The sequence below is a fragment of the Nocardia sp. NPDC004340 genome, from assembly GCF_053602575.1.
Genome location: NZ_JBSGDW010000003.1, coordinates 22,149 through 38,751 on the forward strand (window position 1 = coordinate 22,149; position 16,603 = coordinate 38,751).

Here is a 16,603-nt window from a genome sequence, read left to right on the forward strand (position 1 = left end):
CGATTCGTCTTCGCCGAAGAACCGCTCAGCGCACCCCGGCGGTGGCGGCCCGGTCGATGAGGTACTCGACCAGCGTCATCAGCACGTTCTTGGCCGAGCCGCGATCACGAGCGTCGCAGAGCAGCACTGGGATTCGCTCGTCCAGGTCGAGGGCGTCGCGCACCTCGGCCGGGGTGTAGAGCGGTGCGCCCTCGAAGCAGTTCACGGCCACCGTGAAGGCGACGCCGCGACGCTCGAAGAAGTCGATCGCCGCGAACGAGCCCTCGAGCCGGCGGGTGTCGGCCAGCACGACCGCGCCCAGGGCGCCGCGGGCCAGCTCGTCCCACAGGAACCAGAAGCGATCCTGTCCGGGGGTGCCGAACAGGTAGAGGACCAGGTTCTGGTCGATCGTGATACGGCCGAAGTCGAGCGCGACCGTGGTGGTGGTCTTGCCCTCCACCCCGCGCAGATCGTCTACGCCCGCGGACAACTCGGTGATGAGTTCCTCGGTGCGCAGCGGAGTGATCTCACTGATCGCCCCGACCATCGTGGTCTTGCCCACGCCGAAACCGCCCGCGATGAGAATCTTCACCGAGGCGGCCATGGGCGCGGCGGAATCAAAGTTTTCGGATGCCATCGAGTACCGCTCGCAGAATGTTGAGGTCACCGGGCGCGGCTTCGGGGGAGGCCGGGGCCCGGAACTTGAGGATGTTGTCGGAAATCAGGTCCCCCACCAGAATTTTCGTCACCGCCAATGGCAACCGCAGAGCAGCCGAGACCTCGGCCACCGTCAGCGGAAGCCGGCACAACCGCACGATTTCCGTGTATTCCGGCTCGCTGCGCCGCAGTGGTGGGGCCGCGTTCGGCACCACCACCACTGTCAGCATGTCCAGATCGTGCCCCGCGCCCATGGTTCGGCCACCGGTCCGTGCGTAGGGACGCACGAGCGGACCGGCCGCGTCATCGAACCACTGTTCCCCCGGCCCCGCGCTCATGACAGCCGCGGATTGCCTTGTCCGGCCAGGTTGTGGCGCGGTGTGGTGGACAGGTAGTTGCCGACCCGCTGCACGGTCAGGTTCATCTCGTAGGCGACCATGCCGAGGTTGGCCTGTTCGGTGGCCTGCAGCGCGAGGCAGGCGTGGCTACCGGCGGCGGTCACGAACAGCACCGCGCGCTCGAGTTCGATGACCGCCTGGCGGACGCCGCCGCCGTCGAAGCGGCCGCCGGCGCTGCGCGCCAGCCCGTAGAGGGTGGAGGACATGGCACCGAAGTGCTCCGCGTCCTCACGGCTCATGGCGGATGAGCGGCCCAGCAGCAGTCCGTCGGTGGAGTGCACCACCGCGTGACGGACGCCCGCTAGCCGGTCGACCAGATCATCGAGTAGCCAGTTGAGATCACCAGCGTTTGAGGTGGTCACCGTCGCCTTCCTGTCGTTCCTGCTGGGTGCCTTCGAAGAAGGCCTGGGACTCAGGCCCGAACGAACCGGGATCGGCCTGCCGGCCCTGCCTGGTTCCGTTTTCGATGGCGGAGAAAAGGTCTCGGGCCTGCTCGGCCGTGCGGGTGGCCTGGACCGCCGACTCGGGGGTCGACTGCTCCTTCGCCAATTCCGGTGCGAGACTTGCCTGCCGGTGCCGTCGCGGAAGCGCGGGCCGGGCGTCGGAGCCAGTGTAATGGGACCGATCGTGTTCGCGAGCACGGAAGCCGTTTTCGGACGGCGGGACCGCACCGTTCTGCAGGTCCAGTCGCGGCTGCTGCGGCGGTTCGGGCCGCGGCGGCGAGGTGGGCGGGTCGAACGGGGTTGCCGCGCCGAAGGACATGACCGGCGGCACGGCCGAGTCGGTCGTGGGGCCGAAGGTGCCGGCGGGCGGCGCGAAGGAACTCGTCGGTGGGGTGAAGGAACCCGTTGTCGGGCCGAAGGAGCCGGTCGACGGGGCGAACGAACCCGTCGACGGACCGAAGGGCTCCGGCTCCGGCTCGGCCGGGATGACCGGCGCCTCGGGCGGAGTCGTCAGCGGCGCATCGTAGTTCAGCAGCGGCAGGTCGTAGCTCGAGGTCATCGACGGCGGGACCGCCGGGGCGGCGGGCAGCTGCGGCAGCGCGGCCACCGCGGCCGAGGCGGCGGACAGCCCGCCCGTCTCGAGCTGACGCGGCGCCACCGGGATCTCACCGGTGCGGCCGGAGGCCTGCACGGTCAGGACGGTGGGCACGAGCACGATGGCGCGCACGCCGCCGTAGTCGGATTCGGTGAGCCGCACCGTGATTCCGTGGCGCGAGGCCAGCTGGGCGACCACGAAGCGGCCGAGGCGGAAGTCGTCGGGCAGCATGGCGACACCGAAATCCGGGGCCTCGCGCAGCACCACGTTGATCCGCGCGAGCTCTTCCTCGGGCATACCCATGCCCTGGTCGATGATCTCGATGGCGACGCCCTTGCCGACCACGTTGCCGCGCACCTCGACCTGCGACTGCGGCGGCGAGAAGTGGGCGGCGTTGTCGACCAGCTCGGCGAGCAGGTGCACGAGGTCGGCCACCGCGCTGCCGACGATCGACACCTCGGGCAGTCGGGCGATCTTGACGCGGGTGTAGTCGGCGGTCTCGCCGACGCTGGAGCGCACGATCTCGAGCAGCTGCACCGGGTTTCGCCACTGCCGGCCGGGCTGACCGCCCGCGAGAATGATCAGGTTCTCGGCGTTGCGGCGTTCGCGGGTGGCGAGGTGGTCGAGACGGAAGTAGATGTCCAGCAGCGCCGGATCCTCCTGCTGCGACTCCGCGGCGTCGAGGATCTCCAGCTGGCGGTGCACGATGACCTGGCTGCGGTGGGCGATATTGAGGAACATCGCCTTGACGCCCTCACGGGTGCGGGCCTCGGTGATGGCGGCCGACACGGCGGAGGCGTGGGCGTGGGTGAACGCCTTGGCCACCTGGCCGATCTCGTCGTGGCCGAAGTCCAGGATCGCCTTCTCGTCGGCCGGGTCCAGCGGGCGGCCCTCGCGCAGCTTGGCCATGATCTCGGGCAGCCGCTCGTCGGCGAGTACCAGCGTCTCGTCGCGCAAGCCCTTGAGGCGGCGGATGATCCGGTTGGCGAGGATGAGCGAGACCAGGAAGGCCAGCGCCGACACCGCCACCATGGCGCCACCGACGAGCGCGGAGTTACGGGCGTCGGTGTCGGCCACGTCGGCCGCGGCGCGCTCGTTGTGCTTGCTGTTCTTGTCCCACAGCTTCAGGACCTGGGCGTTGAGGCGCGACACCGTGTCCCGCCATTCCTGCGGGGTGAAGGTCAGCGGCGCGACCACCGGGGGAGTGCCGGGCTTGACCGGAGGCAGCGTCATGGGATCGAGCGCCCGCGAGAGCAGGACGTTCTCCATCATGACGACCTTCGTCCAGTCGGGATCGTTCATGAGGGCCTGCATGTCGGCATTGCCGGCGCCGCCGTCACCACCGGCGAGCACGCCGAGGTTGACGCGGTAGGTGCCTGCCACACGGGAGAATTCGATGGCCAGCTCGGGCGGCAGCGCACCGCCCGCGAGCAGCACCTCGGCCACCGCGGCCTCGCGGGACAGCATTTCGGCGGACTGCACGATCTGCAGGCCGTTGATCATCTCCATGGCGACCGCGGCGTTGGGCGCGCGGTCGGCGACGATGCGGGTGCCGATCCAGATGAACTCGAGCACCTTGCCGTAGAAGTAGTAGGTGTCCGACACCGACGCGCCGTTGGTGTCGATCCCGGTGCGCAGTCCGGCCAGCTGGCGGGTGAGGGTCAGGAACCCGCCGACGTCGCCGGTGACCCCTTCCGGACCGGATTCGCGCATGGAGGCCGATACCGGCGCCATCCCCAGCAGGGCGTTGTCGAGCCGGGTTCGCGCCTGCGCGAGGGCCTTCGGGTTGGCGTCGTCGCCACCGGCCATCTGCGCCAGCGAGAGCTGGCGCTCCTGCTCGACCGCCGCGATCAATTCTCCGGTGGGCGCTCCGGCGGCGGACAACGCGTCCGCCCATTCCCGCGCCTGCTTGCTCTCGACCACCAGGTATCCCGCGCCACCCACGCCGATCGCGAGCAGCGCCAGGCTCGGGACGAGTGCGATGGCAAGCACGCGGGTGCGGACCCCGAGCCTTGCTCTGAACATCGGGCAAAGGTAACGGGACGTAGGTCACATATGCCGCATCGATCCCGTTGGGCGGGAGTGCGTTTGACAGTTCGGGTCATGCATGCCGGTGCATCGCATTCGAAGCCGTCGGACAGCAATTAGATAGCTACCCTAATAGACGGCGGCACAGGACGATTCGAGCCGCTCAGGCGTGTCGCCGCGAATCGACGGCATGGGACGAATCCGGCGTGGCGCCCGGCGGTTCGCGCTCGATCAGGACCGTGGGCAGCAACACGATCGCGCGCACGCCGCCATGATCGGAATCGGACAAACGCACCGAGATGCCGTGGCGGGCGGCCAGCCTGGAGACCACGAACAGGCCCAGCCGGGAGTCCTCGGACAGCCGGTTGACCGCGAAGTCCGGTGCGGCGCTCAGCAGCTCGTTGCGGCGCTCCAGGTCCGCAGCGGGCATGCCCATGCCCTGATCGCTGATCTCCACGACCACGCCGCGGGCCACCGCCGTGCCGGTGATCTCCACCCAGGACTGCGGCGGGGAGAAGGAGGCGGCGTTGTCGACCAGTTCGGCCAGCAGGTGCACCACATCGGCCACCGCCGCGCCGACCAGGAAAACCGCTGGCAGACGGCCGATTCGAACCCGCTGGTAGTCGGCGGTCTCCCCGGCGGCGGAACGCGCCAGTTCGAGTAGGAGGACCGGGTTGCGCCACTGGCGGCCGGGGCGGCCGCCCGCCAGGATGATCAGGTTCTCGGCATTGCGGCGTTCCCGGGTGGCCAGGTGGTCGAGGCGGAAGTAGATGTCCAGCAGCGCCGGATTCTCCTGTCGCGCCTGCGCGGCGTCGAGGATCTCCAGCTGGCGGTGCACCACGACCTGGCTGCGGTGCGCGATATTGAGGAATACCGACTTCACGCCCTCGCGGGTGCGGGCCTCGGTGAGCGCCGCGCCGACGGCCGCGGTGTGCGCGTGCCCGAACGCCCGCGCCACCTGCCCGATCTCGTCGTGCCCGAAGTCGAGGACCGGTGCGGCGGCCTCGATCTCGAGGTGCTCGCTCGCGGCGAGGCGTCGCATGGTCTCGGGCAGTTCGTCGTCGGCGAGCGCGAGGGTGCGGTCCCGCAGTCGCCGCAGCCGACGGATGATCTGGTTGGCCAGCGCCAGCGCGACCAGGATCGAGATCGCTCCGAGCCCCACCATGCCCGCCCCGGCCCACACGGATTTGCGGGTGGTGTCGGCGGCGGCGGCCACCGCCAGCCGCTGGGCCTCGTCGTTCTCGGCCTGCCAGAGTTCGGCCAGCCCGTGGGCCACCTCCGCGGCGCTGCGCTGCCACTGGTCGACCGGGACCGGAAGCGGTTGCGGCGCGGACCGTTTGGCCGTCCCCTCCGGCGCGGCCAGGGTGCGCTGGGCCAGCACCGGTTCCACCTGGCCCAGGTGCAGCCAGGCGGCGCTCCACACCAGGGCGCGCGCCGCGGCGGCCTGCTGCTCGTCGGGCGCGGCCACGATGGCGGCGACCCCGGTGCGGTAATAGCCGACCAGGCTGAGGTATTCGGCCCCGAGCTCGGGGGAAAGATGGTTCCCGTCGAGCAGCGACACCGCGAGCGCGTTGGCGCGGCTCATCGCCTCCAGGCAATGCAGCACCTCCGCCGCCTGCATGAGCTCCACGGCCGTGGCCGAGTCCGGCGCGGTGCGCTGGGCGACCTCCACACCCGCCATCACCGACTGCGGAATGCGGTTGTAGAAGGCGTAGGCCTCGGCCGCGGGCACGGTGCCCGCGTCGATCCCGGTCCGAATCCCCGCCAGCCGCTTACTGGTTTCCCCCATCGCCGTCGTGGCCTGCCCCATGGAATCGGGCCCGAGCCGCGACAACTCCGACTGCGCGGGCGCGAGCAGCCGCACCGCCGTATCCAGCCGCTGCCGCGCGGTCGTCAACTGCCGCACCTCGACATCCACCCCGGCCAGCCGCCACAACGTCAGCTGCCGCTCGGCCTGCACCGCCTCGATCAACTCGCGAGTGGGCGCGATCCCGGCCTGCATCTCACCCGCCCATGCTCGGGCACGGGAAGCGCGGTCCACCAGAACACCCGCCGCACTGTTGCCACTGACCGCCAGCGCCAGGCTCGGGACCAGGGCGATGGCCAGGATCCGAGTCCGGACGCCGAGCTTCGGGAAATGCATCGCCGCAACGTAGCCGGGCGCCGGATCCGCCGTCGGCGCGAGTCCTTTTGTGCGGGATGGTGTTTGACAGCGCTCCGGCGCGTCCCGTAGGCCCTGGCCGCGGGGCATCCGTTAACCTGCGAGCCAACTGTGAGATTTCTGCGAGTCGGAAACGAGCAAACCGGCAGCACTAGCTTCAGCCGCGCCCGGAATCGCGGGCCGCGCCGCCGGACCTCGGGGGACGCGACGACGGAGGAGACGAAGTGCAGCACAGGAAACGCGCGTGGTCGGTCGCGATCGCGACGGCGACCGCCGCGATGGCGGCCGCGACGCTGGTCGCCGGATGCGGGTCGGACAGCAAGGCCGACAACGAGGTCCACAACATCATCTACCTGCTCGGTGACGGCATGGGGCGCACCCACGTCTCCGCCGCGCGCCAGCGGTTCGAGGGCGCGGGCGGGCAGTTGCAGCTCGAGAAGCTGCCGTATGTGGGCGCGGTCGCGACCTACGCGGTGGAGCCGAACAGCGCCAAGCCTTCGCTGGTGACCGACTCCGCGTCCGCGGCCACCGCGTGGTCGTCGGGTGTGAAGACCTACAACGCCGCCATCGGCGTGGACGCCTACGGCAAGTCGGTGCCGACGCTCATGGAGCAGGCCAAGGCCGCGGGCTTCGCGACCGGCAATGTCAGCACCGCCGAGATCACCGACGCCACCCCGGCGGGCATGTTCAGCCACGCGTTGCTGCGCGGCTGCCAGGGCCCCACCTTCAGCGACTCGACCTGCCTGCCCAAGAAGGCCGACGGCAGCTACGAGGCGCAGCCGGCGGACAAGACGCTGGTCACCCCGATCGCCGAGCAGATCGCGCGCAACAACACCGCCGACGTCATCTTCGGTGGCGGCCTGGCCCGCTTCGAGCCCGACGACCAGAAGGCCATGCTGGACAACGGCTATCAGGTGCTGGGCTCCATGGGTGATCCCGCGCTGAAGGCGCAGACCGCCGAGAGCCAGAAGGTGGCCACCGCCGCCGACCTGCAGTCGGTGACCGCACAGAAGGTGATCGGCCTGTTCAACCGCGGGAACATGACCGTCACCAATGCGCGTAACGCGCTACCGGATTCGGCTCCGCAGAAGCAGGAGCCGACCCTGAAGGACATGACCACCAAGGCGATCGACCTGCTGTCGGCGCGCAACGGCAAGGGCTTCCTGCTCCAGATCGAGGGCGCGCTCATCGACAAGCGCTCGCACGCCAACGACGCCGCCCAGACCCTCGACGAGGTCAAGGCGTTCGACGACGCCGTCGCCGCCGCCATGGACTTCGCCAAGAAGGACGGGCACACCATGGTGATCGTGACCGCCGACCACGAGTGCGCGGGCTTCAACATCATCGAGAAGAACACCTTCACCAACGCCGAGGCCGTCGCGCCGCCGACGAACGTCGACGCCACCAACCCGGCCAACAACAGCAAGCCCGGCCGTGACGGCAAGGACAACGTGAAGGACCCGGTCCGCTCGCCCGGCCTGGTCAACGGTGCGGGACAACAGGATCCGCGCAACTTCGCCCCCGCCACCTTCCGCACGCCCGACGATCCGGCCGAGGTGAAGGACGGCACGCCCGAGGCGAGCCTGTGGCTGACCTACCTGTCGGGCAACCACACCGGCGCCGACGTGCAGATCTACGCCTACGGCCCGGGTGCGCAGGTCTTCGCGACCAGCCAGGACAACACCTCGCTGTACACCAAGATGCACAAGGCGCTGCTGCCGTGACGCGGCGAACCGGAGCGGTGATCGCGGGTCTGCTGGCGGTGGCGGGCCTGAGCACGGGATGTTCCTCCGCGCCGCAGCCCGCGAGTCCGGCGCCCGCGGCCGCTCCGGTGGCCGCCCCGCGCACGACCGAGCCTCCGGCCGCGACGCTCGCGATCCCGGCGGGGGAGGTGCGCCTGGCGGCCGGGCCGTTCACCGATCGGGTCCGGCTCAGCGGCACCCGTCTCGAAGGGTCTTCCGTGCGTGGCACTCTGGCGATCACCTCCGATGTCAGCGATGTGCTGGCGCTGGAGGTGAGCGCGGCGTTCTACGACGCCAATGGCCGACTGGTCGGTACGGGGATGTTCCAGCACGCCGACGAGGAACCCACCGGCGGCGGGTCGCACGTGCCCAGTGTGAACGGCATTCCCTTCACCATCGTGTCGGCTCCGGCCGATGCCCCGGTGTCGGCGGCGGTGCTGTCGATTCCGGTGCTGGTGAACGAATAGGGCTGGGCCGCACGTCTTTCGGTGATCCCGCGCACGCACCCCTCGCACGTGCGCGGGATCGGGGCCCGACCCGCCGGCGCTGCCTTCACCGGCGGGAGATTCCCTGCCCGGGGTAGTACTGGCTGTTTCTTCGCTCGCCGATCACGATCGGTTACAGAATTCGCAGCAAAATCCTGGAATTCCGGCAATACGGACACAATAAATGCGGCACTCCGTCCGAGACGGAGTGCCGCATTCGCCCACGGCCGGGCGGTCGCCGATGCGCTTGTCGTCAGGTGCGTTTCGCGTACTGGGCCGCGCCGGCCCAATCGAGCATCACGCACGGCTCGTCGCCCAGGACCCAGGCGTCGTGACCGGCCGGGCAGAACAGGTAGTCACCGGGGCCGAGCTCGGATTCCACGCCGTCGTCCATCCGGATCCGCAGCCGGCCGGAGATGCAGTAGCCGACGTGCATGGCCTGACAGGTGTCGGTGCCCGCGATCGGCTTGACGTGGGTGGACCAGCGCCAGCCCGGTTCGAAGACCGCGCGGCCGAACGCGCCGAACGGCGTCTCGATCAGGTCCATCCGGCCCATTCCCGCCTCGAAGGGGCGGGTTTCGTCCGGAGCGTCGAGGCTGCGCACGACCATATTGCGGCCCTGGCCGTCGGCCATATTGTCCTCGCGCAGCAGATCCAGGTTGTGGAAGACCGCCGGGCCATCGCACAGTGCGGCGAGCTCCTGGGCGAAGCGGGTGGTCTCGGGCAGGTCGGAGTTCTTCATCGCCTCTTCGTAGGAGGGGAACTCGACCATCTGCATATAGGTGTTCGGGTGATCGCGATCCTTGGCCTCGAGACCGCGGACGGCTGTGCGCTTGCCCGCCGTCGCGGTGAGCCACGCGTCGAGTTTCTCGTTGAACTCATCGATGTGAGTGGTCGTGAACTCGATCGTCTGAACGAACTTGGTCATTGTGAGCACTCCTTCGAAAAGGGCACCCCGCCGAGAACATTACTCTCGGATCGCTGGGCGATTTGGCAATTTTGTAGCAATCACCAGATTTCCCAGTCCGGGCCCCGCGCCGAGGTCAGGGGGTAGATTGTGTGTATCCAGAAGTTACTCACAAGTAGGAGGCGATGATGCCGGTGCCGGCTGCCGCGGTGTTCGAACGGCTGCGCTCGTTCGCGGCCGTGGATACCACGCAGGACCACGCGACCAGAGCGATCACCGAGGTGTTCACCGGTGACACGCTGGGCGAGGTGCCGGTCGGCACCGCCGCCGATGTCGCCGCCGCCATCGCCAAAGCCCGCGCCGCCCAGGCGGACTGGGCCGCGCGCACCCCCAAGCAGCGGGCCGAGGTGCTGGACCGCTACCGCGCGCTGGTGATCGAGAACCGCGAATACCTGATGGACGTCATCCAGGCCGAGACCGGCAAGGCGCGCTGGGCGGCGCAGGAGGAGGTGATGGGCCTGTTCCTCGCGGCCCGCTACTTCTCCCGGGTCGCGCCGAAACTGCTGGCGGCCCAGAGCGTGCCGGGCGCGTTCCCGGTCCTGAACCGGGCCTCGGTGCGCGCGGTGCCCAAGGGCGTGGTCGGGGTGATCGCGCCCTGGAACTACCCGATGCTGCTCGCGGTCGGCGACTCGATTCCGGCGCTGATGGCCGGGAACGCGGTGGTGATCAAGCCCGACAGCCAGACCCCGTACTCGGCGCTGGCCAATGCCGAACTGTTCGCCCGGGCCGGGCTGCCCGCGGATCTGTTCGCCGTGGTCACCGGTCCCGGCACGGTGGTCGGCACGGCCATCGTCGACGACTGCGACTATCTGATGTTCACCGGCTCCTCCGCCACCGGCCGCACCCTGGCCGAGCAGTGCGGCCGCCGCCTCATCGGCTTCTCCGCCGAACTGGGCGGCAAGAACCCGATGATCATCACGCGCGGCGCCGACCTGGACAAGGCCGCCAAGGCCGCGGTGCGCGCCTGCTTCTCCAACGCGGGCCAGCTGTGCATCTCCATCGAGCGCATGTACGTCGAGCGCGCGGTCGCCGAGCAGTTCACCGAGAAGTTCACCGCCGCGGTCAAGGCCGCGAAACTCGGTGCGGCATACGACTTCTCGAAGGACATCGGCAGCCTGATCTCCGAATCGCAGCTGGAGACGGTCACCAAGCACGTCGCCGACGCGGTCTCCAAGGGCGCGAAGGTGCTCACGGGCGGCAACCCCCGCCCCGACCTGGGCCCGCTGTTCTTCGAGCCGACCGTGCTGTCCGAGGTCACCGACGCCATGGAGTGCGGCCGCAACGAAACCTTCGGCCCGCTGGTCTCCATCTACCCGGTGGACTCGGTCGACGAGGCCATCACCCGGGCCAACGACACCGAGTACGGCCTCAATGCCAGCGTCTGGGCGGGCAGCAAGGCCGAGGGCGAGCGCATCGCCGAGCAATTGCACGCGGGCACAGTCAATGTCGACGAGGGCTACGCCCCGGCCTGGGGCTCCACCGGCGCCCCCATGGGCGGCATGGGCATCTCCGGCGTCGGCCGCCGCCACGGCCCCGACGGCCTCCTGAAGTTCACCGAACCCCAGTCCATCGTGGTCACCCGCTTCCTCAACCTGGACGCCCCGCCCTTCATCCCCCAGGACACCTGGCAGCCCTTCCTGATGACCATCGCCCGCAGCCTCCGCTTCCTCCCGGGCCGCTGACCCGGGAACCGTAGGGCTGCAACAGGTTGTACGGTGGCGCGGCCGACCCGGAGAAACCGGCCGCGCCACCCTCCTTCATCCGGCCAGTTCGTTGCCGCGGAGCGGGGCAGGAGCCGCTTCCAGCACCGCTGTCTCGGCATCGGTGAACAACCGTGACCGGATGACGAATCGGACACCCTCAGGCGCTTCGAGGGAGAAGCCGCCGCCGCGGCCGGGGACCACGTCGACGGTGAGGTGGGTGTGGCGCCAATATTCGAACTGGTCGGCGCTCATCCAGAACGACGTGTCCGGGAAGACGCGGCCGAGTAGGACATCGGCCGCGCCCACCCGGAATTCGCCCAGGGGATAGCACATCGGGGAGCTGCCGTCGCAGCAGCCGCCCGACTGGTGAAACATCACCGGGCCGTTGTGGTCGATGAGCCGTTGCAGCACATCCGCCGCGGCCTCGGTGATGGTCACCCGGGATACCGGACCCGCCGTCATATCGCCCCCCGGTTCAGAAGAATCCGAGTTTCTTCGGGGAATAGGACACGAGCAGGTTTTTCGTCTGCTGGTAGTGGTCGAGCATCATGCGATGGTTCTCGCGGCCGATGCCGGACTTCTTGTAGCCGCCGAAGGCCGCGTGCGCGGGATAGGCGTGGTAGCAGTTCGTCCACACCCGACCGGCTTTCAGCGCCCGTCCCACCCGGTAGGCGATGCCGCCGTCGCGGCTCCACACGCCGGCGCCGAGGCCGTAGAGCGTGTCGTTGGCGATGGTTACCGCTTCGACCTCGTTGTCGAAGCGGGCCACCGCTACCACCGGCCCGAAGATCTCCTCCTGGAAGATCCGCATGTCATTGCGGCCCTCGAAGATCGTCGGCTCGATGTAGTACCCATTGGGGAAACCCTCCACCTTGCGCATCTCACCGCCGGTGAGCACTTTCGCGCCCTCCTGACGGCCGATATCGATGTAGGAGAGGATCTTCTCGTACTGGTCGTTGCTGGCCTGCGCGCCGATCATGGTCGCGTCGTCGAGCGGATTGCCGCCCTTGATGGCCTTGGTCCGCTCGATGCAGCGGGCCATGAACTCGTCGTAGATCGACGAATGGATGAGCGCCCGGGACGGGCAGGTACACACTTCGCCCTGGTTCAGCGCGAACATCACGAAACCCTCGACGGCCTTGTCGAGGAAGTCGTCGTCGGCCGAAAGCACGTCGGGGAAGAAGATATTGGGGCTCTTGCCGCCCAGCTCCAGGGTCACCGGGATGATGTTCTCGCTGGCGTACTGCATGATCAGCCGCCCGGTGGTGGTCTCGCCGGTGAAGGCGACCTTGGCCACGCGCGGGCTCGACGCCAGCGGCTTGCCCGCCTCCACGCCGAAACCGTTGACCACGTTGACGACTCCGGGCGGCAGCAGGTCCGCGATGAGCTCGATCACCAGCAGCAGCGAGGCGGGGGTCTGCTCGGCGGGCTTGATGACGACGCAGTTGCCGGCGGCCAGCGCGGGCGCCAGCTTCCAGGCGGCCATCAGGATCGGGAAGTTCCACGGGATGATCTGGCCGACCACGCCGAGGGGTTCCTGGAAGTGATAGGCGACGGTGTCGGCGTCGATCTGGGAGAGGTGACCCTCCTGCGCGCGGACGGCGCCGGCGAAGTAGCGGAAGTGGTCGACCGTCAAAGGCAGGTCGGCGGCGAGGGTTTCGCGGACCGGCTTGCCGTTCTCCCACGTTTCGGCGACGGCGAGGCGCTCCAGGTTCGCCTCGATCCGGTCGGCGATCTTGTTGAGGATGTTGGCACGATCCGTCACCGAGGTGGCACCCCAGGATTCGGCCGCCCGGTGCGCGGCCTCCAGGGCCATGTCGATGTCCGCCGCGCTGGAACGCGCTACTTCACAAAAGGTCTCACCGTCGATCGGGGAGGGATTCTCGAAGTATCGGCCCTCGATCGGCGCTTTCCACTCGCCGCCGATGAAGTTGTCATAGCGGCGGTTGAAGCTGACGATGCTGCCTTCTGTGCCTGGTTTGGCGAAGATCATGACGCGGCTCCTGATCGCATTATCTGCGGTGACGGGGGCCACTATGAACCGCGAAGGTTGGCGGGAGGTTGGCGCCGGGTTGGCGGAACGTTGCCGCGTCGGTACCTGCGGAATCAGCTGCGGTACCGGACATTTCGGATGCGGGACACGCTGTGCAACCTTGCACGCCCCGCAGTATCGCTAGCGTAGCGCGGTGTGCAGACGCGCGGTCGCGAGCGCGCGGCGGCTGTCGCCGTGCGGGAGCAGGCGCAGGGCGTGCTCGTGGATCTCGATGTCGTCGGGGCAGCGCTGGCCGAAACGCAGGGCGTGCTCGGGATTGTGGTCGGCCAGCACGGCCGTGCGCAGGCAGACGTCGAGGTGTTCGCGCCACTGCACGATGCCCGGGACATCCGAATCCGGCAGCAGCGGACCGCGATACAGCCGCACGGCCGTGGTCAGGTCGCCCGCCTCCAGTGCGGCCAGCAGTTCGACGGCGTCGCAGGCGAGGGGTTCGGTGAGCATGTAGCGGCGGTCGGCGATGCGGCCGTCGGTGGCGGCGCGCAGGCGGGAGACATCGGATTTGAGGGTGCTCGACGACACCGACCGGTCGCCATAGACGGCCTCGTGCAAGCGTTCCGGGGTGAAGCCCTCGGGCTCGAGCGCCAGCAGGGTCAGGATCTCGAGCTGCCGCGGCCGCATCGAGACCTGGCGGCCCTGCTGGTACAACCGGGGGACACCCAGCGCTTCGAGGCGGGGCGTGGCCGGGGGGCGCTGCTGTTCGGAGCGCACTCGGGATTCGATGGCGGTCACCAGGGCTCGGACGGTGGTGAGGATCAGCGGATGCGAGCGGTCCCAATACGTCGATAGATCGAGCACGCCCAATTGGCGGCCGTCGGCGGCGCGGATCGGCGCGCAGTAGCAGACCCAGCCGTGCAATGCCTCGACCAGATGCTCGGCGGCCCACACCTGGGAGGGGCGGCCGCTGTGCAGGGACAGGGCGATGCCGCTGGTCCCCATATAGGGCTCGTCCCAGCAGCCGCCGGGGGCGAGGTTCACCGATTCGGCCCGCCGCCGCACCGACCGGTCGCCGCAACTGAAGAGCACGGTCCCGACCTCGTCGGTGACGACCGCGATCATGCCCGAGTCCTCGGTCAGCGCCCGCAGCTCGCCCGCCATCTCGGTGACCGGGGAGCGCAGCGGCGATTCGGCCCAGCGCGAACCCAATTCGTCGCGGTCGGTTCCCGGGGCCACCGCCCGCGTCGGATCCACCGTGCGCAGCGACCGCTCCCACGACGCGGCCACCTCGCCGCGCAACGCCACCTGGGCGCCGGGCGGACGGCCGGGGGTGGACGTGGTCCACCGCTCCCAGGCCTTCTCCAACTCCGCACGCTGATGCGACGCGGCGGGCAGCTGTGTCATGGCGCAAACTCCTCGCGGTGCCTTCGGACCGAGCGATATCCCATGATGGCGCGCGGTCGCACCGCGCGGGCCGCATTCGCCGCAGTAACCTGCGCTAATTCGTGCCCGGCCCCTTCGCAGCCTTCGCCGCCGGCTCCCGGGCCGTCCGATCAGCTACCCGGGAGTGCGTCGGGCGCCACGAACATGTAGCTCTTCTCCTCGACGCGCTGCTTGATCCGCCACTCGCCGTCGACCCGGACGAAGGTGTCGTGGTACCAGAGGCCACACAGCATGAGACGGCGTTCGCCGTCGGCGGCGCCGACCATCATCGGGTTGTGGCACATGGTCCGCGCGGTGGCGTTGTCGCCTTCGACGCGGATGGAGGAATTGCTGATCATGTGTTGGAACGCCGAGAAGTTGGGCATGACCGTGGCGAGGAATTTCTTGGTGGATTCCACGTCACCGGCCGGGCCGCCCATGGCGGTGTAATCGATGTGGGCATCCGGGGTGAAGATCTCGTCCAGCATGTCCCACTGGTGGGTGTCCACGGCGTGGGAATAGCGGACCATGAGGTCCTCTATTTCCATGCGATCCGAAATCTCCTGCAGGGACAACATGCTGCCTCCGGGTATGGCCGATAACTCTTCAGTGACGGTGGGCCACCGTATGCCCAGGGTCGTCGTTGATCTTGCCATTTCCGAAAGACGAGGGGATGCGATTGATCTCGTTCACCGGTCCGTCATTGCGGGCCGGAGTGCGTGGCGGCGGCAGCAGGGCCGCCGCCAGCCACCCGAGCAGCGCGGGCCACACGAAACTCACCGTACCGAGGTCAGGCCACGGGGTCCCCGATCCGGTAATCCTTGACCGCAATGGTCCGCGCCACCTTCTGCGGGGCGCCGCCGATCAGTCCGCGCCAGGGCAGGTAGGGGAGCAGGCGCACGTTCAGATTGCGGAAGGCGATCATCGCCTTGCTGTTCGGGGCGTACCAGCCGCCCACGCCCTCGGCGAACGTCTGGCAGGCGTCCACCATCGGCCGCATCTCCGTCTCGTAGCGATCGAAGGCGACCCGGTGATCGACTGCGGCCGCGGCCAATTCACCGGCCAGCACATACGCCCCGACCAGCGACAGGTCCGCGCCCTGGCCCGACAGCGGGGACGCGCAGTATCCGGCGTCGCCGACCAGCGCGATCCGGCCCTTCGACCACCGGTCCATGCGGATCTGCGCCATGGCGTCGAAGTAGAAGTCCTGGGCGTTCGGCAGTTCCGCGAGCAGGCGCGGCACTTCCCAGCCCTGGTCGGCGAAGGTCTCGGTGAGGATGCGCCGTTGGGCGTCGGCGTCGCGGTAGTCGTAGTCGAGTGGGCCGGAAGCCCAGGCGAAAATCGCTTTGGCCTCGGTGTTCTCACGGGCACTGTAGGAGCCCGCGATCTTGCCGGGCGTGTTGTGGTCCAGTTCCCAGTGATCCAGATTCAGCAGATTCGGTGTCGTGAAGATCGCGATGTAGTAGCCCATGTGGCGGAGGAATTCCGATTCCGGGCCGAAAGCCAGTTTGCGGGTGTGGGAATGGACGCCGTCCGCGCCGATGACCAGATCGAAGGTGCGGGCGGGGGAGTGCTCGAACGTCACGTGCACGCCTGATTCATCCTCGTGCAAAGCGGCAATCGAGTCGCCGAAGAGGTATTCCACATTCTCGCGGGTCGCCGCGTAGAGAACCTCGGCCAGATCGCCGCGCTGAATCTCGGTGTCGCCATTGGCCCCGACCCCGTTGAACACCTCGCTGGAGATGGAGGCGCGAGCCTTCCCCTCGGCGTCGACATACGAGGTTCCGCGCTTACCCGTGCTGCGAGCGTGCACCTGCTCGAGCAGACCCATGCGCCGGACCACCTCGGTGGCGCTGCCCAGGACATCGATGGCCTGGCCGCCCGGACGCAGGGCCGGGGCCTTCTCGACCACGGTCGGTTCGAATCCGTAGCGCCGCAGCCAGAACGCGAGGGCGGGCCCCGCGATGCTCGCGCCGGAGATCAGGACGTTCTTGGTGCTCATCTGCCGCATGTCTCGACCATAGATCCGATTTGGG

Annotated in this window: 15 protein-coding genes; 3 read left to right on the plus strand and 12 right to left on the minus strand. The window is 68.8% G+C overall.

Going from position 1 to position 16,603, the window contains the following annotated elements; translation table 11 throughout:
- Window positions 1–25: 25 nt before the first annotated feature.
- From ACWEOI_RS12135 to ACWEOI_RS12155, 5 genes are all read right to left on the minus strand, one after another.
- The gene (locus ACWEOI_RS12135; RefSeq protein WP_379278596.1) at window positions 26–616 is read right to left on the minus strand and encodes a GTP-binding protein; all 591 of its coding nucleotides are present in this window, start codon (window positions 614–616) and stop codon (window positions 26–28) included.
- Window positions 597–974 (minus strand): DUF742 domain-containing protein, encoded by a 378-nt coding sequence (locus tag ACWEOI_RS12140; RefSeq protein WP_433665742.1) that lies wholly within the window; start codon window positions 972–974, stop codon window positions 597–599. The genes ACWEOI_RS12135 and ACWEOI_RS12140 overlap by 20 nt, the downstream gene beginning before the upstream one ends.
- Window positions 971–1,396 carry a roadblock/LC7 domain-containing protein gene (locus tag ACWEOI_RS12145; protein WP_040857697.1) on the minus strand — a complete coding sequence of 142 codons (426 nt, stop codon included), beginning with the start codon at window positions 1,394–1,396 and terminating at the stop codon, window positions 971–973. Before ACWEOI_RS12145 ends, ACWEOI_RS12140 begins: the two co-directional genes overlap by 4 nt.
- Window positions 1,374–4,097 (minus strand): nitrate- and nitrite sensing domain-containing protein, encoded by a 2,724-nt coding sequence (locus tag ACWEOI_RS12150; protein ID WP_452359605.1) that lies wholly within the window; start codon window positions 4,095–4,097, stop codon window positions 1,374–1,376. The genes ACWEOI_RS12145 and ACWEOI_RS12150 overlap by 23 nt, the downstream gene beginning before the upstream one ends.
- 166 nt (window positions 4,098–4,263) lie before the next feature.
- A complete protein-coding gene (locus tag ACWEOI_RS12155) occupies window positions 4,264–6,243 on the minus strand; it encodes a sensor histidine kinase (protein WP_452359606.1) in 1,980 nt (659 codons plus the stop codon).
- Between the two features lie 242 nt (window positions 6,244–6,485).
- Between ACWEOI_RS12155 and ACWEOI_RS12160 the strand changes: the two genes are divergently transcribed.
- Window positions 6,486–7,985 carry an alkaline phosphatase gene (locus ACWEOI_RS12160; RefSeq protein WP_452359607.1) on the plus strand — a complete coding sequence of 500 codons (1,500 nt, stop codon included), beginning with the start codon at window positions 6,486–6,488 and terminating at the stop codon, window positions 7,983–7,985.
- A complete protein-coding gene (locus tag ACWEOI_RS12165; RefSeq protein WP_433665746.1) occupies window positions 7,982–8,470 on the plus strand; it encodes a hypothetical protein in 489 nt (162 codons plus the stop codon). The genes ACWEOI_RS12160 and ACWEOI_RS12165 overlap by 4 nt, the downstream gene beginning before the upstream one ends.
- Before the next feature lie 271 nt (window positions 8,471–8,741).
- On the opposite strand, the gene ACWEOI_RS12170 is transcribed toward ACWEOI_RS12165, so the two are convergent.
- Entirely contained in the window at window positions 8,742–9,416 is a 675-nt protein-coding gene (locus ACWEOI_RS12170) for a cupin domain-containing protein (RefSeq protein ID WP_433665747.1), read from the minus strand.
- A gap of 167 nt (window positions 9,417–9,583) precedes the next feature.
- Between ACWEOI_RS12170 and ACWEOI_RS12175 the strand changes: the two genes are divergently transcribed.
- Window positions 9,584–11,137 (plus strand): succinic semialdehyde dehydrogenase, encoded by a 1,554-nt coding sequence (locus ACWEOI_RS12175; RefSeq protein WP_433665748.1) that lies wholly within the window; start codon window positions 9,584–9,586, stop codon window positions 11,135–11,137.
- Window positions 11,138–11,212: 75 nt separating this feature from the next.
- On the opposite strand, the gene ACWEOI_RS12180 is transcribed toward ACWEOI_RS12175, so the two are convergent.
- The 6 genes from ACWEOI_RS12180 to ACWEOI_RS12205 form a co-directional block, all read right to left on the minus strand.
- Entirely contained in the window at window positions 11,213–11,662 is a 450-nt protein-coding gene (locus tag ACWEOI_RS12180; protein ID WP_433673357.1) for a DUF779 domain-containing protein, read from the minus strand.
- Entirely contained in the window at window positions 11,634–13,151 is a 1,518-nt protein-coding gene (exaC, locus tag ACWEOI_RS12185; RefSeq protein ID WP_433665749.1) for an acetaldehyde dehydrogenase ExaC, read from the minus strand. The genes ACWEOI_RS12180 and exaC overlap by 29 nt, the downstream gene beginning before the upstream one ends.
- A gap of 180 nt (window positions 13,152–13,331) precedes the next feature.
- The gene (locus ACWEOI_RS12190; protein ID WP_433665750.1) at window positions 13,332–14,549 is read right to left on the minus strand and encodes a transcriptional regulator; all 1,218 of its coding nucleotides are present in this window, start codon (window positions 14,547–14,549) and stop codon (window positions 13,332–13,334) included.
- A gap of 149 nt (window positions 14,550–14,698) precedes the next feature.
- Window positions 14,699–15,145, minus strand: a complete 447-nt coding sequence (locus ACWEOI_RS12195; RefSeq protein ID WP_433665751.1) for a nuclear transport factor 2 family protein — start codon at window positions 15,143–15,145, stop codon at window positions 14,699–14,701.
- 28 nt (window positions 15,146–15,173) lie between these two features.
- Window positions 15,174–15,347 (minus strand): hypothetical protein, encoded by a 174-nt coding sequence (locus ACWEOI_RS12200; protein WP_452359608.1) that lies wholly within the window; start codon window positions 15,345–15,347, stop codon window positions 15,174–15,176.
- A gap of 10 nt (window positions 15,348–15,357) precedes the next feature.
- Window positions 15,358–16,578 carry an FAD-dependent monooxygenase gene (locus ACWEOI_RS12205; protein WP_452359609.1) on the minus strand — a complete coding sequence of 407 codons (1,221 nt, stop codon included), beginning with the start codon at window positions 16,576–16,578 and terminating at the stop codon, window positions 15,358–15,360.
- Window positions 16,579–16,603: the final 25 nt, after the last annotated feature.